At 71.1% G+C, this 20,308-nt stretch carries 20 protein-coding genes; 10 read left to right on the forward strand and 10 right to left on the reverse strand.

Annotated features, from left to right (window positions below; genetic code table 11):
- Nucleotides 1-78: 78 nt before the first annotated feature.
- Nucleotides 79-762 carry an alpha/beta hydrolase gene (locus tag ABZ454_RS31505; RefSeq protein WP_356317000.1) on the reverse strand — a complete coding sequence of 228 codons (684 nt, stop codon included), beginning with the start codon at nt 760-762 and terminating at the stop codon, nt 79-81.
- A 60-nt stretch (nt 763-822) separates the two neighbouring features.
- Between ABZ454_RS31505 and ABZ454_RS31510 the strand changes: the two genes are divergently transcribed.
- The 3 genes from ABZ454_RS31510 (at nt 823) to ABZ454_RS31520 (ending at nt 3,205) form a co-directional block, all read left to right on the forward strand.
- Nucleotides 823-1,668 carry a chitosanase gene (locus tag ABZ454_RS31510; RefSeq protein WP_359542984.1) on the forward strand — a complete coding sequence of 282 codons (846 nt, stop codon included), beginning with the start codon at nt 823-825 and terminating at the stop codon, nt 1,666-1,668.
- Nucleotides 1,669-1,856: 188 nt separating this feature from the next.
- Complete coding sequence (locus ABZ454_RS31515; protein WP_356316996.1) at nt 1,857-2,168, forward strand: SH3 domain-containing protein; 312 nt, start codon at nt 1,857-1,859, stop codon at nt 2,166-2,168.
- A gap of 173 nt (nt 2,169-2,341) precedes the next feature.
- Nucleotides 2,342-3,205, forward strand: coding sequence for a chitosanase (locus tag ABZ454_RS31520; RefSeq protein WP_359542986.1), 864 nt, complete (start codon nt 2,342-2,344; stop codon nt 3,203-3,205).
- Nucleotides 3,206-3,289: 84 nt separating this feature from the next.
- Here the strand turns inward: ABZ454_RS31520 and ABZ454_RS31525 are convergent, their stop codons facing one another.
- From ABZ454_RS31525 to ABZ454_RS31565, 9 genes are all read right to left on the reverse strand, one after another.
- Nucleotides 3,290-4,738, reverse strand: coding sequence for a nucleobase:cation symporter-2 family protein (locus tag ABZ454_RS31525; protein WP_356316992.1), 1,449 nt, complete (start codon nt 4,736-4,738; stop codon nt 3,290-3,292).
- A 275-nt stretch (nt 4,739-5,013) separates the two neighbouring features.
- Nucleotides 5,014-6,411, reverse strand: coding sequence for an 8-oxoguanine deaminase (locus ABZ454_RS31530; protein ID WP_359542987.1), 1,398 nt, complete (start codon nt 6,409-6,411; stop codon nt 5,014-5,016).
- A gap of 321 nt (nt 6,412-6,732) precedes the next feature.
- Entirely contained in the window at nt 6,733-7,665 is a 933-nt protein-coding gene (gene pucL, locus ABZ454_RS31535) for a factor-independent urate hydroxylase (protein WP_356325488.1), read from the reverse strand.
- Nucleotides 7,666-7,672: 7 nt separating this feature from the next.
- Nucleotides 7,673-8,065: a hydroxyisourate hydrolase gene (gene uraH, locus ABZ454_RS31540; protein WP_356325486.1), complete on the reverse strand. Its 393-nt coding sequence runs from the start codon at nt 8,063-8,065 to the stop codon at nt 7,673-7,675.
- A 39-nt stretch (nt 8,066-8,104) separates the two neighbouring features.
- A complete protein-coding gene (gene uraD / locus ABZ454_RS31545; protein ID WP_359542988.1) occupies nt 8,105-8,614 on the reverse strand; it encodes a 2-oxo-4-hydroxy-4-carboxy-5-ureidoimidazoline decarboxylase in 510 nt (169 codons plus the stop codon).
- 175 nt (nt 8,615-8,789) lie between these two features.
- Nucleotides 8,790-9,188, reverse strand: a complete 399-nt coding sequence (locus ABZ454_RS31550) for a helix-turn-helix domain-containing protein (RefSeq protein ID WP_359542989.1) — start codon at nt 9,186-9,188, stop codon at nt 8,790-8,792.
- Entirely contained in the window at nt 9,185-9,424 is a 240-nt protein-coding gene (locus ABZ454_RS31555) for a hypothetical protein (RefSeq protein WP_359543043.1), read from the reverse strand. The genes ABZ454_RS31550 and ABZ454_RS31555 overlap by 4 nt, the downstream gene beginning before the upstream one ends.
- 96 nt (nt 9,425-9,520) lie before the next feature.
- On the reverse strand, nt 9,521-10,690 hold the full coding sequence (locus ABZ454_RS31560) for a lactonase family protein (RefSeq protein WP_359542990.1): 1,170 nt from the start codon (nt 10,688-10,690) through the stop codon (nt 9,521-9,523).
- A gap of 127 nt (nt 10,691-10,817) precedes the next feature.
- Nucleotides 10,818-11,657: a GntR family transcriptional regulator gene (locus tag ABZ454_RS31565; RefSeq protein ID WP_359542991.1), complete on the reverse strand. Its 840-nt coding sequence runs from the start codon at nt 11,655-11,657 to the stop codon at nt 10,818-10,820.
- Nucleotides 11,658-11,917: 260 nt separating this feature from the next.
- Between ABZ454_RS31565 and ABZ454_RS31570 the strand changes: the two genes are divergently transcribed.
- The 7 genes from ABZ454_RS31570 (at nt 11,918) to ABZ454_RS31600 (ending at nt 20,139) form a co-directional block, all read left to right on the forward strand.
- Nucleotides 11,918-13,186 carry an extracellular solute-binding protein gene (locus ABZ454_RS31570; RefSeq protein ID WP_359542993.1) on the forward strand — a complete coding sequence of 423 codons (1,269 nt, stop codon included), beginning with the start codon at nt 11,918-11,920 and terminating at the stop codon, nt 13,184-13,186.
- 52 nt (nt 13,187-13,238) lie between these two features.
- A complete protein-coding gene (locus ABZ454_RS31575; protein ID WP_359542995.1) occupies nt 13,239-14,219 on the forward strand; it encodes a sugar ABC transporter permease in 981 nt (326 codons plus the stop codon).
- On the forward strand, nt 14,219-15,058 hold the full coding sequence (locus tag ABZ454_RS31580; protein ID WP_356325469.1) for a carbohydrate ABC transporter permease: 840 nt from the start codon (nt 14,219-14,221) through the stop codon (nt 15,056-15,058). The genes ABZ454_RS31575 and ABZ454_RS31580 overlap by 1 nt, the downstream gene beginning before the upstream one ends.
- A 27-nt stretch (nt 15,059-15,085) precedes the next feature.
- Nucleotides 15,086-16,657: a beta-N-acetylhexosaminidase gene (locus ABZ454_RS31585; protein WP_359542996.1), complete on the forward strand. Its 1,572-nt coding sequence runs from the start codon at nt 15,086-15,088 to the stop codon at nt 16,655-16,657.
- 55 nt (nt 16,658-16,712) lie between these two features.
- The gene (locus ABZ454_RS31590; RefSeq protein ID WP_359542997.1) at nt 16,713-18,155 is read left to right on the forward strand and encodes a cellulose binding domain-containing protein; all 1,443 of its coding nucleotides are present in this window, start codon (nt 16,713-16,715) and stop codon (nt 18,153-18,155) included.
- Nucleotides 18,156-18,352: 197 nt separating this feature from the next.
- On the forward strand, nt 18,353-19,192 hold the full coding sequence (locus ABZ454_RS31595; RefSeq protein ID WP_359542999.1) for a TIM barrel protein: 840 nt from the start codon (nt 18,353-18,355) through the stop codon (nt 19,190-19,192).
- Between the two features lie 47 nt (nt 19,193-19,239).
- Nucleotides 19,240-20,139, forward strand: a complete 900-nt coding sequence (locus tag ABZ454_RS31600; RefSeq protein ID WP_359543001.1) for a 2-hydroxy-3-oxopropionate reductase — start codon at nt 19,240-19,242, stop codon at nt 20,137-20,139.
- Nucleotides 20,140-20,308: the final 169 nt, after the last annotated feature.

Genomic DNA, 20,308 nt, shown 5'->3' on the forward strand with positions numbered 1-20,308 from the left:
ATCTCGGTCACACCCCGGTGACGGCGGGCTCCGCGCGGGCCGGGTGAGCCGGCCGGCCGCCCCGGGGCCCGCTCCCCGTCAGCTGGTGAAGAACTCCGTGATCTGCTGGGCGACCTGGTCGGCGTGGGTCTCGTGCGGCCGGTGGCCGCCGCCGAGGGTGATGAGGTGGCAGTCCGGGATCAGGGAGGCCATGTCCTGGAGGCGGCCCTGCGGCATGGTGCTGGCCGGGCCGCCGGCGAGCATGAGCGTCGGCGCGACGATCTCGCCGAGACCTTCCGCCCAGGCCGGGTCGGGGTCGTCCAGCTGGGTGCGTACGGCCGCGAGTACCGCCTCGTCGTAGTCGACGGGGCCCTCGGGCGGTACGGCGGGGCCCGCCGCACCGGGGAACGGCGGCGGGGTCTCCACCAGCACCAGCCGCTCCACCCGGTCCGCGTGCTCCTGTGCCAGCAGGTGGGCGACGACGCCGCCCATATCGTGGCCGACCAGGCCGACCCGGTCGAGCTCGCAGGCGTCCAGGAAGCCGAGGACGTCGTCCCGCATCAGCTCGAAGTCGTACTCCTCGGGCCAGTCGCTCTCGCCGTGACCTCGCAGGTCCAGGGCGTACACCCGCCATTCCTGACCGAGCAGACTCCCGGCCGCCTCCCAGTTCGCGGCGGAATCGCCGAGGCCGTGCAGCAGCACGACGGGCGAGCCGAACGGGTCGCCCCAGGTCCGGTACGCCAGACGTACGTCGCCGACATCCACAACAGACTGATCATCCATACCCCTGACGCTACAGCCGATCGGGCGAAGATCACTCCCGCGGCCTGGCAGGCTGGAAAGGTGAAGCTCACTCCGCGTTCCCCGGTCGTCACCCTCTCCGCTCTCGTCATGGCCGCCGCCGTGCTCTCCGGCTGCGCGGGGGCGGGTCCGGGCGGCTCCTCGGGCAAGGGGGCCGGTGCCGGGCTGGACGATCCGGCGAAGAAGGAGATCGCCATGCAGCTGGTCTCCAGCGCGGAGAACTCGACCCTGGACTGGAAGGCGCAGTACTCGTACATCCAGGACATCGGTGACGGCCGCGGCTACACGGCGGGCATCATCGGGTTCTGCTCCGGCACCGGTGACATGCTGAGCGTCGTCGAGCGGTACACGAAGGCCCGGCCCGGAAACCGGCTGGAGCGGTTCCTGCCCGCGCTGCGCGCGGTGAGGGGGACCGACGCGCACACGGGACTCGGCCGTCCGTTCACCGAGGCGTGGTCCGAGGCCGCCGACGACGCGGCGTTCCGGCGCGCCCAGGACACGGAGCGGGACCGGTCGTACTTCGACCCCGCGGTCAGACAGGCGAAGGAGGACGGGCTGGGCGCGCTGGGCCAGTTCATCTACTACGACGCCTATGTGATGCACGGCTCCGGTGACACGGAGGGGACCGTCGGTTTCCGTACGATGCGCCGTCAGGCACTCGCCGAGGACCGGCCCCCCGCCAAGGGCGGCGACGAGGAGGCGTACCTCGACGCCTTCCTCGACGCCCGGGTCGCGGCGATCCGCGAGGAGCCCTCGCACACCGACACCGACCGGGTCGAGACGGAGCAGCGGGTGTTCGTACGCGAGGGCAAGTTCGGTCTGGAGACACCGCTGCGGTGGAGGGTGTACGACGACAGCTATCTGATCAAGGGGTCGGGCGATTCGTAAACCCATGATCGACGGGCGCGCGAAGCGTTGACCGAGTGACCTGTGTGCGCCGGTGCGCACCGCATGTGACCTGCGCTTTCACTCCGGGGGGACGGGCGGCTGCGGGCCGTGTCCCGAGGGCGGTCCGCCCCGTTGAGGCGGGCGGACGGCACACGCTTCGTGGGCCGGATCACCGAGGAGTGAGCGACATGATGAAGAAGATTCTGCTGGCCGCGGCGATGCTGACCGCCGGACTCGCACTGGCCGTCTCCCCGGCCGCCCAGGCCGCCCCGAGCACGCCCGCCGCACGCGGCGTCGAGGCGGCCCCGACGCTCGTCTGCACGGTCAACGACAACGGAGTGAACTTCCGCGGCGGCCCGGGCACGGACTACCCCGTCCTGGGCCAGGTGAACCGGGGTCAGAACCTCGACTACCGGGGCCAGCAGGGCAACTGGGTGATGGGCGACCTGTGGGGCGGCCCCACCGGCGTGTGGATCCACATCGCCTACCTGAACTGCTGACTCGCGGCACTCCGCAGCCCCGCACCAGGCGCCCCGACGCCCCGGTGCGGGGCTTTCACGTCTCCGGGCACGCCCAACTCGCCCGTGTCGCAGGGGTGTACGCCCGTCGGCCGAGTCTGATAGGAAAGCTTCCTAACAGAAGAATCGGAACGACGAACTCCCTTGGAGGACTGGTGCACGCTCCCCACAAGCGCACCGCACGTCGCGGCAACCGATCCATGCGCGTTACGCTCGTCGCCCTCGGCCTGGCCCTCACGGCGATCCCCGCCACGGCCTACGCCGGCACCACTCCCGCCCCCACGGCGGTGCACCACCAGGAGGCGGCCGCGAACGGGCTCGACGATCCGGCGAAGAAGGACATCGCCATGCAGTTGGTCTCCAGCGCGGAGAACTCCTCGCTGGACTGGAAGGGCCAGTACGGCTACATCGAGGACATCGGTGACGGTCGCGGCTACACGGCGGGCATCATCGGGTTCTGCTCCGGCACCGGCGACATGCTCGACCTGGTCGAGCTGTACACCGAGCGGGAACCGGGCAACGTCCTCGCAAAGTACCTGCCGGCCCTGCGTGACGTGGACGGCACCGACTCGCACGACGGCCTCGACCCCGGCTTCACCGACGCCTGGGAGGCGGCGGCCGGGGACCCGGCGTTCCAGGAGGCGCAGAACGACGAGCGCGACCGGGTGTACTTCGACCCGGCGGTCAGCCGGGGCAAGAGCGACGGACTGGGCACGCTCGGCCAGTTCGCGTACTACGACGCCATCGTGATGCACGGCGACGGCGGCGACAGCACCAGCTTCGGCTCCATCCGCAAGCGCGCCCTCGCGCAGGCGAAGCCGCCGGCCCAGGGGGGCGACGAGGTCAGGTACCTCAACGCCTTCCTGGACGCGCGGGTCTGGGCCATGCGGCAGGAGGAGGCCCACTCGGACACCAGCCGGGTGGACACCGCCCAGCGGGTCTTCCTCGACGAGGGCAATCTGAACCTGGACCCGCCGCTCGACTGGAAGGTGTACGGCGACAGCTTCCACATCGGCTGACGCGGCCCGGGCCGCAGACGGCTGTGGCGCGTACGGCCGCCCTCACGGGCGCGGCCGTACGCCCCACAGTGGCGTGACGCGCCGTCAGAGTACGGCCGTCTGCGCGACGTTGACGGCTTCGCACTCCTGGGTGGGCGTCTCGGTTTCGGTGTCCGGCTTCCGGCCCAGGTGGTTGAAGGCCAGGTTGAGGACGATGGCCACCACGCACCCGGTCGAGATCCCCGAGTCGAGGACGACGAGCAGGTCCTTCGGGAAGGCGTGGTAGAACTCCGGCGCCGCGATCGGGATCAGGCCCACGCCCACGGCGGCCGCCACGATCAGCGCGTTCTCGCCCTTCTCCAGGGCGGCGGCGGCCAGTGTCTGGATGCCGCTCGCCGCGACCGAGCCGAAGAGCACGATGCCCGCGCCACCCAGCACCGGCAGCGGCACCAGCGCGATGACCGAGGCGGCCACGGGGCACAGACCGAGCAGGATGAGGATGCCGCCGCCCGCGGCGACGACGAAGCGGCTGCGGACCTTCGTCATCGCCACCAGCCCGATGTTCTGGGCGAAGGCGCTGCACATGAAGCCGTTGAACAGCGGGCTGACGGCGCTGCCCAGGGTGTCGGCGCGCAGGCCGCCCTCGATGGTCCGCTCGTCGGCGGGCCGGCCGACGATCTTGCCGAGGGCCAGCATGTCCGCGGTCGACTCGGTCATGCAGACCAGCATCACGATGCACATCGAGACGATCGCGGCGATCTCGAACTGCGGCGCCCCGAAGTGGAACGGGGTGGGGAAGCCGACGACATCGGCGTCCTTGATCGCGCCGAAGTCGGTGATGCCGACCGGGATCGCGACGATCGTGCCGATGACGAGTCCGAGCAGGATCGCGATCTGCTGGAGGAAGCCTCGCAGCAGCTTCCGCAGCGCCAGGACGATCGCCAGGGTGACCGCCGCCATCGTGATGTTGGTGGTGGAGCCGTAGTCGTCGGCCAGGGCGTTGCCGCCCTGGGACCAGTTGAAGGCGACCGGCAGCAGGGAGACGCCGATCAGGGTGATGACCGTGCCGGTGACGACGGGCGGGAAGAAGCGGACCAGTTTGCAGAAGTACGGGGCGAGGACGAAGCCGAGGAGGCTGGCGACGATGATCGCGCCGAAGATCACGGCGATGCCGTCGTGTCCGCGGTCCTTGCCGATCGCCACCATCGGCGTCACCCCGGCGAACGAGACGCCGTTGACGAACGGCAGCCGGGCGCCTATACGCCAGAAGCCGAGCGTCTGGAGCAGGGTGGCTATCCCCGCGGTGAACAGGCTCGCCCCCATCAGGAAGGCGGTCTCCTTCGCGGTGAGGCCCACGGCGGGGCCCACGATCATGGGCGGGGCCACCACGCCCGCGTACATCGCGGCCACGTGCTGGAGACCGCTGGTGAACATCCTCAGTGGGGGGAGCGTCTCGTCGACCGGATGCTTCCGGCCGGGCGGGGCCGTTTCCGGCTCACCGTCGAGGAGACGGGCTGCTTGTGCGTCGTTGCGAAACCTGGGCGTAGCTGCCACGGCGGTTCCTCCGGTCGGGTACACGTCTGCGGCGACGTGGGTGTCAGGGAGGTGGTGCCGGGACCGGTCCACCGGACCGGGCCCCGTGTGTGGTGCGTTGATACAGGTGGGGCAGGTCATGCAGCTGGTGCGGGCAGCTCGGTGCACCGGTCCGGGAGGGGCGTACGTCTGGGTACGCGCCTCCCGGACCGGTTGCCGTGGACCCCGCTCGGGTCCACGGCGGCCGGCCGAGGGCCGTCCCCCTCGGCCGGCCGGTCACGGGGTGCGCCGGAGCCTCAGCCCCCGGCGGCGATCCGCGCGAGGCGGCGGGCCTCGTCGCGGGTGTCGCGGGCGATGGCGTCCTCGTCCACGGTGGTCAGGCGGTTGGACTCGACGACGGGCATGCCGTTGACGAGCGAGAGGGTGACGGGGGCGGCGGCGCCGAAGACCAGGGCGGTCACCGGATCGGCGATGGAGGCGTGGGCCAGGGTGTCCAGCTTCCAGAGCACGAGGTCGGCGAGCTTGCCGGGCTCCAGTGAGCCGATCTGCTCCGCGCGGCCGAGGACCTGGGCGCCGCCGTACGTGCCCAGGCGCAGGGCCTGACGGGCGTTCAGGCCGCGTTCGCGGTGGGGGCCCAGACGGTTGATGAGGAGGGCGTTGCGCAGTTCTGTGTGGAGTTCGCCCGATTCGTTGGAGGCGGTGCCGTCGACGCCGAGGCCGACCGGGACGCCCGCGGCGAGCATGTCCGGGACCCGGGCGATGCCCGCGGCGAGGCGGGCGTTGGAGGACGGGCAGTGCGCGACGCCGGTGCCGGTGCGGGCGAACGCGGCGATGTCGGAGTCGTTCATGTGGACGCAGTGCGCCATCCACACGTCGTCGCCGAGCCAGCCGGTGGACTCGAAGTAGTCGGTCGGGCCCATGCCGAACAGCTCGTGGCAGAACTTCTCCTCCTCCACGGTCTCCGAGCCGTGCGTGTGCAGCCGGACCCCGCGGCGGCGCGCCAGCGCGGCACCTTCCCGCATCAGTTCGGTGGACACGGAGAACGGGGAGCAGGGCGCGACGGCGATCCGGGTCATCGCGTCGAAGGAGGTGTCGTGGTGCGCGTCGATGGTCGCCTCGGTGGCGGCGAGCGCCCCCTCCAGGGTCTCGACGGCGAAGTCCGGCGGCAGTCCGCCGTCCTTCTCGCTGCGGTCCATGGACCCGCGGGCGAGCGTGAACCGTACGCCCATGTCGCGGGCGGCGCCGATGATCGCGCCGGACAGGTCGCCGGAGCCCTCCGGGTAGACGTAGTGGTGGTCCATGGCGGTGGTGACGCCGCCGCGGGCCATCATCGCGAGCGAGCCCTGCGCGGCGGCGCGGGCCATCGGCTCGTCGATGCGCGCCCAGGTCGGGTACAGCGCGACCAGCCAGTCGAAGAGGTTGTGGTCGGTGGCCAGGCCGCGGGTGATCCACTGGTAGAAGTGGTGGTGCGTGTTGATCAGCCCGGGCGTGGCGAGGTGCCCGGTGCCGTCGATCCGGCGTACGACGTCCGCCAGGCCCTCGGGCGCCCGGCCCGCGCCGACGGACTCGATGCGGTTGCCCGCGACGACGACATGGCCCGAGGCGTACTCGGTGTCGTCGGCGTCGACGGTCGCGATCGAGCAGTTCTCGATGACGATGCGTTCCACTCGGCCGGGGGCTTCCGGTGCTGCCATGGTGCTTCCTTCTCTCATCAGCGATGTGGGCACGGCAGGGCCCCAGGAGGATTTGAGTGCCACGGCCGTGCGGCCGTGGGTGCCGAGATGGTGGAAGAACGGGTCGGCCGGAGCTTCGACGAGGGCTCCGGCGCCGGTGCCGCGGGGGCGCGCCGCGACGGGGCGGGACTCCCGGCCACCGGGTGGGCCGGGCTCTCGGGCGTGGTGGGACGCGGGCCTTGCGCGTGCGCGGTCCCCCGTGCGGGCTGTGCCATGGGTACGTCCTCCGGGCCGGCCGGTCCCCGCCCGCCGTGGACGGACGGGAGCCGGCGCGGCGCCGCGTCAGAGGTTGGTCAGGTCGACCGGGATCCGGGGCTCGACGCCGTCCCGCAGCACGGTGCCCTCGATGAGTCCGTACGGGCGGTCGGCCGCGAAGTAGACGGCGCTGTCGGCGGTGTCGTTCTTCAGGCCGAACGGTTCCAGATCCACCAGGAAGTGGTGGTTGTTGGGCAGGGAGAAGCGGATCTCGTCGATCTCGCTGCGGCTGTCGATGATGCGCGAACCCATCTGGTACAGCGTCTGCTGGAGCGAGAGGGAATACGTCTCGGCGAAGGCCTGGAGCATGTGCTTGCGCGCCTGCTCGTAGGACTTCTCCCAGTTCGGCATCCGCTGCTCGTCGCTGGTCCAGTTGTAGCGCCAGCGGGCGGAGACGTCGGTGGCCAGGATGCGGTCGTACGCCTCCTTGAGCGTCGTGTACTTGTCCTTGACGTAGCCCCAGAACTCGGAGTTGGTCGAGTTCATCACCGTGAGGTCCTTGAGGCCCGAGATGACCTGCCACTTCTCACCGTCGAAGGTGATCTGGGCGGTGCGGATCTCCTGGTTCTTGCGGACGAAGGAGTGCTTGACGTCGTCGGCGCCGATGAACCGCGAGTTCCCGTCGGAGGTGGCGATGCGCTCCCAGGCGTACTCCTCGATGCGGATCCGTGCGGTCCGGATCGGCTCCTGCGACGTCACGAAGTGGCGGGCGAGGTGGATGCCGAACTGTTCGGCGGACTCGATGCCGTGCTCCTTGGCGAACGCGAACACCGTGTTCTTGGTGGTGTCCGTGGGCAGGACGTTGGCGTTCGAGCCGGAGTAGTGGACATCGTCCATGTCGCCGGACAGGGCGACCGAGACGTTCAGGTCCTTGATGTGGTGGGTGTCGCCGTCCCGCGTGATCCTGACGACGCGGTTCTCTGCTTTGCCGTACTGGTTCTGGCCGAGAATCGTGGGCATGTGTCTGCTAGCTCCCTCGGTATACGGAGTAGCCGAACGGGTTGAGCAGCAGCGGTACGTGATAGTGCTCGCCCGGGGTGACGGCGAACGTGATCGCCACCTCCGGGAAGAACGCACCGCTGTCCCTTACGCGGGGGGCGTCCTGCTGCGCCTCGGCTTGCTTCTTGCTGGCGAAGTACGGTTCGGTCTCGAAGTCGAGCCGTACGTGGGTGGTGCCTTCCGGCAGGGCCGGCAGGTCCTTGCAGCGCCCGTCCGCATCGGTCGCGGATCCGCCGAGGGTCACCCACCGCGCGTCGCCGCCCGAGCGGGCGGCGAGCGAGACGGCGACATCCGCGGCGGGGCGGCCGATGCTGGTGTCCAGGATGTGGGTGGACACCGATGCGGTGGCGAAGGTGCTCACGACCTTCCCTCTCCTTCTGCTCGGAGGTGTGACGAGCCGTTACGGGCCTTCCGTGACGAGACGGGTGAGGCGGATGCGATTGATCCTGCCCAGTTCGGTGCGCACGACGGCGCGCTCCTGCTCGGGCGTGTTCCCGATCCGGGACTTCACCGCGTCGCGCATCTGCTCACCGGTGGCCCCGGTGGCGCAGATCAGGAAGACGTGCCCGAACCGTTCCTGGTAGGCCAGGTTGAGTGCGAGCATCTCGGCCTTGAGCTCCTCGGTGGCGCCGGCCATCCCCCGCTGTTCGCGGGCGGAGGCCGGGTCCCCGGGCTTCGGGCGGCCGATCGGCGGGTGACCGGCCATGGCCTCGGCCAGGTCCTGCGCGCCGAGTGCCGCCGTGGCGGTGTCGCTCGCGGAGAGCAGGGCTTTCGCCGTGGCGTACGGGCGATGGGAGAGGATCGCTCTTCCCCAGGCCGCACTGGCACAGACCTCGTGCAGCGCGGTGGCCGCCTCGTCGTCCGCCAGGGTGTTGAACCGGGCGAGGCCCGGCGTGGAACTCGAAGTCACGGGAGCCTCCGTGGCTGCTTTTCGCTGTGCGTTGGTCGGGCTGCGGATAGCTAACGCCCTCCACCACACCACGTCAACAGTTTGTTGAAATTCCATTCAGGTAAAAGGCCGTCGTCCGGTGACCCGGACGACGGCCCGCACGTTCATCTGCCGTTCACATCTACCGGCGGCCCGATCACGCCCCCTTGGAGGGGTTCTCCCTGTTCAGGTAGTTGTAGACGGTGAAGCGGCTGACGCCCAGGGCCCCCGCCACGGTCTCGACGCCGTGCCGTACCGAAAAGGCACCGCGTGCCTCCAGAGCCCGTACGGCCTCCTGCTTCGTCCTGCGGTCCAGCTCGGCGAGCGGCTTGCCGTGGCGGCGTTCCATCGCGGCCAGGATGTGGTCCAGCGATTCGGAGAGCTGGGGCAGCCGGACGGCTATCACGTCCTCGCCCTCCCAGGCCAGCACGACGTCGTCGGCCCGCGCCTCCTCGGGTCCCAGCAGCTCGGCGCCCATGGCGTCGACGAGCGGCTTGACGGCGGTGACGAGAGGGTGGTCCGCGGGGACGAGGGAGTGGTCGGCCGGACCGGTCACTTCGGGTCCTCCCCGATGACGTTCACCTGGAGCGAGACCCGGGTGGCACCGGATGCCAGCGCCTGGCGCAGCAGGGCGTCCACCGCGGTGAGCACCTCGTCGGCGCCGCCCTCCGCCGTGTTGCCGAAGGGGCCGACATCGACCGCGTCCAGCTCGGCGGACTGGATGACCTCGCGGGCCACGACCGCGTGGGCCGGCGCCTCGTCGAGATCGAAGGGCTCGGTGGTGAACTCCACTCTCAAGCGCACTGTGTCTCCCTCATCCGTCGCACCGCGTCCGGGGCGACCCGCGGCTCGGCACGACCCTAACGGACGGGCGCCGCCCCGCACGGGCTACAGCGGCAGCACGCAGACCGCGGCCGGCGCGGGCAACGGGGCCCCGGCCGGGGTCAGGGCGCCGGTGGACTCGTCGACGTGGAAGGCGGTGACCGTACCCGAGCGCTGGTTGGCGGCGAAGAGCAGGGACCCGTCCGGGGAGAAGGCGGTGTGCCGGGGGAAGTCTCCGCCGGCCGGCACCGTGTCCAGCAGCCGCAGCGTGGCCCCGCCGTCCTCCACCGCGTACCGGGTGAGGCTGTTGTGCCCCCGGTTGGCGAGGTAGGCGAACCGGCCGTCGCCGGTGACCAGGAGCTGGGCGGGATAGCTGGTGCCCCCGCCCGTTCCGGTGGGCTGCGGGTCGCCGGGGGTCAGGGTGCCGGTGGCGGGGTCGTAACCGCAGACCACGACGGTGTTGTCGAGCTCGCACGCCAGGTAGGCGTGGCGGCCGCCCGGGTGGAAGGTGAGGTGGCGGGGTCCGGCGCCGGGGCGCAGTGCGGCGTACGAGAGCTGCTCCAGGGTGCCGTGGTCCTCGTCGAGCCGGTAGGTGTACACCGTGTCGTTGCCCAGGTCGACGGCGAGGACGTGCCCGCCGTCGGGGACGGTGACGATCTGGTGGGCGTGGGGCCCGTCCTGGCCGGGCCCCGGGGCGGGTGAGGTGTGGGCGACCAGGTCCGTGCGCTCCCCGACCGAACCGTCGGCGGCGAGGGGGTGCACGGCGACGCTGCCGGAGGTGTAGTGGGCGCTGAGCAGCCACTTCCCGCCCGGGTGGACCGAGAGGTGGCAGGGGCCGGCGCCGCCGGTGGCCCGCCTCCCCAGCACCCGGAAGGCGCCGCCGGCGAGCGCCACGGCCGTGACGCCGCCGTCGTCCTGCTCGTCGACGGCGTAGAGCGTCCGGCCGGTGGGGTGCAGCGCGAGGTAGGAGGGGTTCTCGACGCCGGTGACGACGGTCCGGGAGGTGAGGGCGCCCGTCGCCGTGTCGTAGGAGGCGACCCCGATGCCGGTGCCGCCCGGGGTGGTCGAGGTGTAGGTGCCCAGGAAGAGCGTTCCGGTGCCGCGCGCCCGGCGCTTCGCGGGGTGCGGCGCAGGGCCGGGGCGGCGTTCGCCGCCGGGCGGCACGGGCGCGGCGGCGAAGGCGCCGCCCGTCAGGAGTGCGCCGAGGACGGCGCGGCGGCTGGTGGAGGAGGTCATGCGAGGCACCTCGTGGGGTCGGTGACGTCGGATGTGTCGACCACAGTGGCCTTCCCCGCCGGCCCGCACAACAGACGCACCGGCCGGAGGAAGGGGCGCGCCGGCGGCGCGCCGGGTGACACCGGGGTCAGTCGCCGGACTGGATGTCGCCGCGGGTGGACGACGCGATCGGGTCTCCCTGGGCGAAGTCCCCGGGCGGGATGCCCGGATGGTGCGCCCCCTCCACGGGCTCCACGGCGGCCGCCGGGCCGAGGGCCAGGCGGGAGACTATCCGGTAGCGGTCGCCCCGGTAGAGCGAGTGCACGTACTCCACGGGGCAGCCGGTGGTGTCCGAGGTCAGCCGCTCGAAGAGGAGGGCCGGAGAGAGCTCCGGCACGTCCAGGAGCCGGGCTTCGGCCCGGGTCACCACGGTCGGCTCGATCGCCTGGACCGCTTCGTGGACGTGCACGTCGTGGCGCTCGCGCAGGTGCTCGTACAGGTCGCCGCTCTCCAGCTCCTGGGCGGACAGTCCCGGCACCAGCCCGGCCCTGATGTGCAGGTGCTCGATCGCCATCGGGGCGCCGTCGACCAGCCGGAGCCGGGCCACGTACACGATGTCCGCCGCGGGCGACATGCGCAGCTTGCGGCCGACCCGGGCGCCGGCCTGGAGGGTAGTGAACTCCAGCAGCCGGCTCGACCAGGTCCCCGCCGCCTGCGGGACCGTCAGCGCCAGGTCGGCCGAGACCAGCTCCTGGGTGATCTTCGCGGGCGCGACGAACATGCCGCGACCGTGCTCGCGCACCAGCAGCCCGGCGGCCACCAGTTCGTCGACCGCGGCGCGCAGGGTGGGCCGGGAGACGCCGAGCGTGGCGCAGAGGGCGCGCTCCGAAGGGATGGCGTCTCCCGGGCGGCGCGACTCGATCAGTTCCAGCACGGCGTCGCGGGCCCTCTCCCGTTTGAGCACCGCCCCTGTTGCGTCGGCGTCCATGCGCTGCCCCCTTCTGACACTTCGCCTTCTTACCAGTTGAGCGGACCAGTCCGGCGAACTGGGCTACTGGTCAGGGGAAGTGTAGCCCGGCCGAGGAGTAACTTCGCTGGCTACTTTTCAGGGAGATCCTTAAATCCCTTTGCTACCAAGGGGGTTGACGACCTCATTGGTCTATGCCACCTTCATCCACCATCAAGAGGTGAGCTGTCCAGTGGGCTTCACTGGTCAGGTGGTCAGGTCCTGTCTCCCAGAGGTGAACCGTGAAGTACCGCTTGCTTGCCGGTGGGTCCGCGCTCGTGATGGCCGCCGTCCTCAGTGCCTGCAGCTCGTCGTCCGACTCCGGCGGGGCGTCCGGTGACGGGAAGAGCGAGATCGATGTGTGGCTGATGCGCGACAGCGTCTCGGCGCAGTTCCAGAAGGAGTTCGTGCAGGGCTTCGAGGCCGCGCACCCCACGATCAAGGTCCGGGTCCAGATCCAGGAGTGGGACGGCATCGGCGAGAAGATCACCGCCGCCCTGGCCAGCAACGACGCACCGGACGTGATCGAGAGCGGCAACACCCAGGTGGCGCAGTTCGCCCAGAGCGGCGGGCTGCTCGACCTCAGCGACAAGGTCGGCGAGCTGAACGGCGAGCACTGGCTCAAGGGGCTCGCCGAGCCGGGGGCGTACGAGGGCAAGCAGTACGGCATCCCGTACTACGCGGCGAACCGCGTGGTCGTCTACCGCACCGATCTGTTCCGGCAGGCGGGAGTGGACGCGACCGCGATCAAGACCCGCGCGCAGTGGACCGAAGCCACCGGCAAGCTCAACAAGGGCGGTACGCAGGGCATCTACCTGCCCGGACAGATGTGGTACGCGCTGGCCGGCTTCGTCTGGGACGAGGGCGGCGACCTCGCCACCGAGTCCGGCGGGAAGTGGAAGGGCGCGCTGGACACCCCGGAGGCGCTGCGCGGGATGGAGTTCTACGGGCAGCTCCAGGCGCTCGGCAAGGGACCCAAGGACTCCGACGAGGACGATCCGCCGCAGGCCGACGTGATGGCCCAGGGAAAGGTGGCCCAGGTGATCTCCACGCCCGGCGGCGCCAAGGTCGTCATGGAGAAGAACCCGGCGCTGAAGGGCAAGCTCGGCTTCTTCCCGATCCCGGGCAAGAGCGCGGACACCCCGGGCGCCGTGTTCACCGGCGGCTCCGATCTGGTGATCCCCACGGCGTCCGGCAAGCAGGACGCGGCGCTCACCTTCATCAAGGAACTCACCGGTGACGCCTGGCAGAAGAAGCTGGCCGTGGCCATGAGCTACGTACCGAACCGGACGACACTCGCCTCCGCGGTGGCGGGCGATCCGGGGGCGGCGGCGATGGCGGTCGGCGCGGCGAACGGGCACGCCACGCCGAACACCCCCGGGTGGGCGGCCGTCGAGGCGGAGAACCCGATCAAGGACTACATGGCCGCCGTCCTGACCGGGGGCGACCCGGCGAAGGAGGCCGCCAAGGCCTCACAGGACATCACCCGGGCCATGAACACCGCCTCCTGACCCCGCTCCCTTCCTCCGCCCGTACACCCGACCCATCGAAAGGAGGCGTGCCGTGTCGGTCATCCGGGAACGGACCGCACCCCCCAGCCGCCTGCGCCGCCCGGCGACCGGCACGGCAGGACCGCCGCACCGGCGGCGGCCGGGGGGCCCTCGCGGCCTCTGGCCGTACGTCCTGATCGCACCCGCCGTCGGCGGCATGCTCTATCTGCTCCTCTACCCGCTCCTGCGGGCCGTGCTGATCTCGCTGCAGGACTTCCGGCTGCGCCAGCTGATCATGGGCGACGCGGAGTTCGTCGGGCTGCGGAACTACCGGACACTGCTGTCCGACCCGCGGTTCTGGGAGGTCGTGCGGCGCACCTTCCTGTTCATGGCGGTCAACGTGGTCCTGATCATGGTGATCGCGACCCTGGTCGCGCTGATGACCGAGCGACTGGGCCGGTTCGGACGCACGACGGTGCTCAGCGCGCTCGTGCTGGCGTGGGCCATGCCGGTCGTCGCGGCGACGACCGTCTTCCAGTGGCTGTTCCACTCCGAGTTCGGCATCGTCAACCGGCTGCTGACCGAGGCCGGCTTCACCTCCTTCGAGCGGTATCCCTGGTTCGCCCACGGCACCGCCGCCTTCTCGATCCTGGTCCTGCTGATCGTCTGGCAGTCGGTGCCGTTCGCGGCGATCACCGTCTACTCGGCGCTCACCACGGTCCCCGCGGAGCTGTACGAGTCGGCCCGGCTGGACGGGGCGTCCGGCTCCCGGATCTTCCGCTCGGTCACCTTCCCGGTGCTCCGGCCGATCTTCCTGCTGGTCTTCTCCCTCGAAGTGATCTGGACGTTCAAGGCGTTCGTCCAGATCTGGGTGATGACCCGCGGCGGTCCGGGCGACGCCACGACGATCCTGCCCGTGTACGCCGTGCAGTCCGCGCTCGCCGGGCAGCGCTACGACCTGGGTTCGGCCGCCTCGATGCTCACCGTGGTCCTGATGTCCGGGGTGCTCGTCCTGTACTTCCGCCAGATGCTCCGCCAGGAGGACGAGTCCTGATGACCCCGCCGCGCCCGAGAGTCCGGCGGATACCGCTGAACGCCGCCGCCGTGCTGACCGTCCTGGTCTGTCTGTTCCCCGTCTACTGGATGATCTCGACCGCCTTCAAACCGTCGCGGGACATCCAGTCCGCCGACCCCGAGCTCTTCCCGCACACCTGGACGCTCGACCACTTCCGCACGGCCGTGCGGGCGGACGGGTTCGAGCTGTTCTGGCGCAACAGCATCCTGGTGACGCTCAGCTCGATCCTGCTGGCGCTGCTGGTCGCCATCGGTTCCGCGTACGCCGTCGCGCGGATGCGCTGGAAGGGGCGGCGGCAGTTCATGCTCATGGTCTTCGTCGCCCAGATGGCGCCCTGGGAGTCGCTGATCATCCCGATCTACATCATCTCCCGCGACACGGACATGCTGGACCGGCTGCCGACGCTGACGCTCGTCTACTTCATGATCACGCTGCCGTTCTCGATCGTGGTGCTGCGCGGCTTCATCGCCACCATTCCGCCCGAGCTGGAGGAGGCCGCGCAGGTCGACGGGTGCACCCGGACCGGCGCCTTCCGCCGGGTGGCGCTGCCGCTGCTCGCACCGGGGCTGATGGCGACCTCGCTGTTCGGCTTCATCACCGCGTGGAACGAGTTCGCCTACGCCAACTTCCTGATCATCAAGCACCAGGACAGCCGCACGCTGCCGGTCTGGCTGTCGTCGTTCCAGAACACCTTCGGCACCGACTGGGGCGCCACGATGGCCGCCTCGACGCTGTTCGCCCTGCCCGCGCTGGTCGTCTTCCTGCTGCTCCAGCGCCATGTCACCTCCGGCTTCGCGGCCGGCGCCGTCAAGGGCTGAAGCCCGAGATCCGAACCCGGAGGCCCCGTGCCCGCATCACGTCCCGAACACTCGCTCGTGCCCCGTCCCCGCAAGGTCTCCTCCCGCCCCGGCCGCTTCACCCTCGACGCGGGCACATCGGTGCGGGCCTACCCCGGCGCGGAGGGCGCCGCCGACCTGCTGCGCACCCTGCTCGCCCCGGCCGCAGGCCTGCCCCTCACCCCGTCCGCCACCGGCCGCGTCGTGCTGGCGCTCGACCCGCAGCTGGGCGGTCTGGGCGAGGAGGGGTACGGGCTCACCATCGGCCCGGACTCCCTGCTGCTGCGGGCCGCGCGCCTCCCGGGCCTGCTCAGGGGCGTGCAGACGATCCGGCAACTGCTGCCCGCAGAGGCCCTGTCGGACGTGGCGCAGCGGGGAGAGCCGTGGACGCTGCCCTGTGTCGAGATCAGCGATGTGCCCGCGTATCCGTGGCGCGGGTCGATGCTCGATGTCGCCCGGCACTTCCAGCCGGTCTCCTACCTGCGCCGTTACGTGGACCTGATGGCGCTGCACAAGCTGAACACCCTCCATCTTCACCTCACGGACGACCAGGGGTGGCGGATGCCCGTTCCCGCCTATCCACGGCTGACCGGCATCGGCGGGCACCGCCGGCAGTCGATGTCCGGCCCGCCGGGGCGCGGCGACGAGCGCTTCGACGGCATTCCGCACTCGGGGGCGTACACCCGGCAGGAGCTGCGGGACCTGGTCCGTTACGCGGCGGCGCGCGGGGTGCGCGTGGTGCCCGAGATCGAGATGCCCGGCCATGTGCGCGCGGCCCTCGCCGCCCATCCCGAGCTGGGCAACGACCCCTCGCGGCGGCTGGACGTGTGGACCCGCTGGGGCGTCTGCGACACGGTGTTCGGCGTCCACGAGGAGGTCTTCGACTTCTGCCGGACGGTACTGGAGGAGGTCATGGACGTCTTCCCGTCCCCGTACATCCACATCGGCGGCGAGGAGTGCCCGACCACGGAGTGGGAGTCGAGCCCCGCGGCGCGGGCGCGGGCCGCCGCCGAGGGGCTGTCCGACGCGCGGGCGCTGCACGGCTGGTTCATGGGACGGATCGGGTCGTTCCTGACCGAGCAGGGCAGGCGTCCGGTCGGCTGGGCCGAGACGGGGACCGAACTTCCCCTCGAATTCACCGTGATGACCTGGCGTGACCCGGCCCACGCACGGACCGCCGCCCGGCGCGGCCATCAGGTGGTCACGGCGCATCACCGCACCACGTACCTCGACTACGCCCAGTCCGCCGACCCCGGCGAGCCGGCCGCGCAGCCGGGACCGCCCGTCGGCCTGCGGGCGGTGCACGGCAACCGGCCGGTGCCGGACGGCTGGGAGGCGGCGGACGCGGACCGGGTACTGGGCACCCAGGCCCAGTTGTGGACCGAGTACGCGACCACGCCGGAGCGGATCGAGTACCTGACCTACCCGCGGCTGTGCGCCCTCGCGGACCGTGCCTGGTCGGGCGGACGCAGCGACTGGCCCGGCTTCCTGTCCCGCCTCGGGAGCCACACGGCACGGCTCGACGCCCTCGGCGTCCGCTACCGCCCCCTGACCCCCCGGTCGCTCTCGGCCACTTCCTAGTGCCACCTCGGCAGGAACCACTCCCCCACGACCGTTCCGGAGAGGAACAGGTTTCATGAAGTCACTCGCGAAGAGCCGGATCCGTGCGGCGGCGGCAGCCACCGCCACCCTGGCCCTGGGCTGTACGGCGCTGGCCGCCGTCCCGACGCCGGCGAGCGCCGCCGGCGGACCGCTCGCCGTCCAGTACCGCACCAGTGCGTCCGGAGCCACGGCCGACCAGAGCGAACCCTGGCTGAAGGTGCGCAACACCGGCAACGGGACCGTGCAGCTCAGCGACGTCAAGGTCCGCTACTACTTCAAGGGCGAGGCGGCGGGCGACGCCTACCGGTTCGCCTGTTCCTGGGCGGTCAAGGGCTGCGCGAACGTCACCGGGACGTTCGGCACGCTCGCTTCCCCGACCGCCACCGCCGACCGCTATCTGGAGATCGGCTTCACGCCGGGTGCGGGCTCGCTCGCCCCTGGAGCCGACACCGGCGACATGCAGTTGCGCTTCTACCGGTCGAACTGGCAGCCGCTGGTGCAGAGCGACGACTACTCGTTCGGGGCCGGCCTGACGGCGTACGGCGACTGGTCGAAGGTGACCGCACAGCTCGGCGGTGCCACGGTCTGGGGTGAGGCCCCGGGGGGCAACGGCCCGACGGATCCGACCGATCCCACGGACCCCACCGACCCCACGGATCCGCCGGAGGGCGCGCCCACGCTCTTCGACGACTTCGACTACGCCGGCCACACCGATCCGCAGATCGCCGCGCACGGCTGGAGCGTCCGCTCGAACTCCGGCGGCCCCGGCGTTCCCGGCGCCACCTGGGCCCCGGAGAACGTCACGTTCGCCACCCAGAGCGGCAACTCGGTGATGAACCTGCGGACGTCGACTGCGGGCAGCGGCGCCTCGACGAAGCAGACCGAGGTCCTCACCCGGTCCATGAAGTTCCGCAACGGCACCTACGCGGCGCGGGTGAAGTTCAGCGACACCCCCGTCTCCGGCCCGGACGGCGACCATCTCGTCCAGACGTTCTTCACCATCAACGACCTCAAGGCGCCGATGGCGGACGACTACGCGGAGTACGACTTCGAGTACCTGCCGAACGGCGGGTGGGGCGAGAGCGGCAACATCCTGTACACGACCTCGTGGGAGACCTACCGGCCCGACCCCTGGGAGGCGGTCAACGCGCACAGTGAGGCCCGGCAGAGCTACGCGGGCTGGCACGACCTGGTCGTGACGATCGACGGCAGCGCGATCACGTACTACATCGACGGCCAGGTGTTCGGGACGCACGGTGCGGCCTACCTGCCGGAGCGGGCGATGTCGATCAACTTCAACCAGTGGCTGATCGACCTGGCCGGGCAGACGAGCACGACGCCCCGCTCGTACGACCAGCAGGTGGACTACGTCCTGCACGTGAAGGACCAGGTCCTCACCCCGGCGCAGGTCAATGCCCGGGTGAGCGCGTACCGCGCGGCGGGGACCGCGTTCCAGGACACGGTGCCGGCCGGGTAGTCCGGTACCGGGAACGGCGGGCGGGGCGGACGGCCGTGAGGCCTCCGCCCCGCCTTCCGCGTGTCCGGGCCCGGGTCGTGACCGCCCCTGACCGGCCCGAATTCCGGGCACCCCCTTGACAGCCCGCACACCGTCCGGGCAACCTTCCGTTGAGCAGAAACTAACTTCCGCGATACGGAAGGAGCGCCGACACCCTCATGGGCTACCCGGACCAGCGCTTCGATGTGAACCTTTCGATCCTCTTCACGGAACTCCCGCTCCTGGAGCGACCCGCGGCAGCCGCCGCGGCGGGCTTCACGGCGGTCGAGCTGTGGTGGCCCTGGATCGAGACCCCCACCCCTCCGCAGGCCGAACTCGACGCGCTGAAGAAGGCGCTCGACGACGCCGGCACCCAGCTGGTGGGGCTGAACTTCTACGCCGGACAGCTCCCCGGCCCCGACCGCGGCGCGCTTTCCGTGCCCGGCAGGGAGTCGGACCGCTTCCGGGCCAACATCGAGGTGGCGGCCGGCTTCGCCGCCTCGGCCGGCTGCAAGGCGCTCAACGCGCTCTACGGCAACCGGGTCGACGGCGTCGACCCCGCCGCACAGGACGAACTCGCCCTGGAGAACCTGGTGATCGCCGCCCGCGCGGCCGACCGGATCGGGGCCGTCCTGCTGATCGAGACCCTGAACGGGCCGGAGTCGCCACGCTACCCGCTGGTCAGCGCACCGGCCGGGATCGAGGTCGTCGACCGGGTCAACGCGGCGACGGGCCTCGGCAACGCCAAGTTCCTGCTCGACCTGTACCACCTGTCGATGAACGGCGAGGACCTCAGCCAGGTCATCGCGGCCTACGCCGACCGGACCGGCCATGTGCAGATCGCCGACAACCCGGGGCGCGGCGCGCCCGGCACCGGCTCGCTGCCGCTGGAGCGGCTCCTCGACGAGCTGACGAAGGCCGGTTACGACGGCTGGGTCGGCCTTGAGTACAAGCCGGGCGACCGGCCGAGCGCCGAGTCCTTCGGGTGGCTGGCGGCCACCGCGCGGGCCGCCCGCTGACGGCGGCGCACCGCCCCTCGTACACACGCTTATCGGAAGGCACCCTCATGAGCAACAACCTCCCCAAGGTCGCGTGGATCGGGCTCGGGATCATGGGTTCGCCCATGTCCGAGAACCTGATCAAGGCCGGTTACCACGTCACCGGGTACACCCTGGAGCAGGACAAGGTCGACCGGCTGGCCGCGGCCGGCGGCACCGGCGCCTCCTCGATCGCCGAGGCGGTCGCGGACGCGGACGTGGTCATCACGATGGTGCCCGCCTCCCCGCAGGTCGAGGCGATCGCGTACGGCCCCGAGGGCATCCTGGAGAACGCGAAGCGCGGCGCGCTGCTGATCGACATGTCCTCGATCACCCCGCAGACGTCGGTGGACCTGGCGGAGAAGGCCGCCGAGAAGGGCATCCGCGTCCTGGACGCGCCCGTCTCCGGCGGTGAGGCCGGTGCCGTCGAGGCCGTGCTGTCCATCATGGTGGGCGGCGAGCAGGCAGACTTCGACGCCGCGAAGCCGGTGCTCGAGGCGCTGGGCAAGACCATCGTGCTCTGCGGTCCGCACGGCTCCGGTCAGACGGTGAAGGCGGCCAACCAGCTGATCGTCGCGGTCAACATCCAGGCGTGCGCGGAGGCCGTCGTCTTCCTGGAGAAGTCCGGGGTCGACCTCGCCGCCGCACTGGACGTCCTGAACGGCGGACTGGCCGGCTCGACCGTGCTGACCCGCAAGAAGGACAACTTCCTGAACCGGGACTTCGCCCCCGGCTTCCGGATCGACCTGCACCACAAGGACATGGGCATCGTCACGGACGCCGCCCGCAACGTCGGCGCGGCTCTGCCGGTCGGCGGTGTCGTCGCCCAGCTCGTCGCCTCGCTGCGCGCACAGGGCGACGGCGGCCTGGACCACTCGGCGCTGCTGCGCTCCGTCGAGCGCCTCTCCGGTCAGCCCGTCCGGGACTGATCCGATGCGGCCGGGCCCTCGGCGGGCCCGGCCGGCACCACCCCGCCGGGTGAGTATTCCCCCGGCCCCCGCACTTCCGGACGGCGCCGGCGCTGACACCTGTCCTGTCGCGCCAAGGCGCCGGCGCCGTCCGGAACACCTCCCCTTCATGAATTTCAACAAACTGTTG

The sequence above is a fragment of the Streptomyces sp. NPDC005803 genome (assembly GCF_040630435.1).
In the GTDB taxonomy this organism is placed as follows: domain Bacteria; phylum Actinomycetota; class Actinomycetes; order Streptomycetales; family Streptomycetaceae; genus Streptomyces.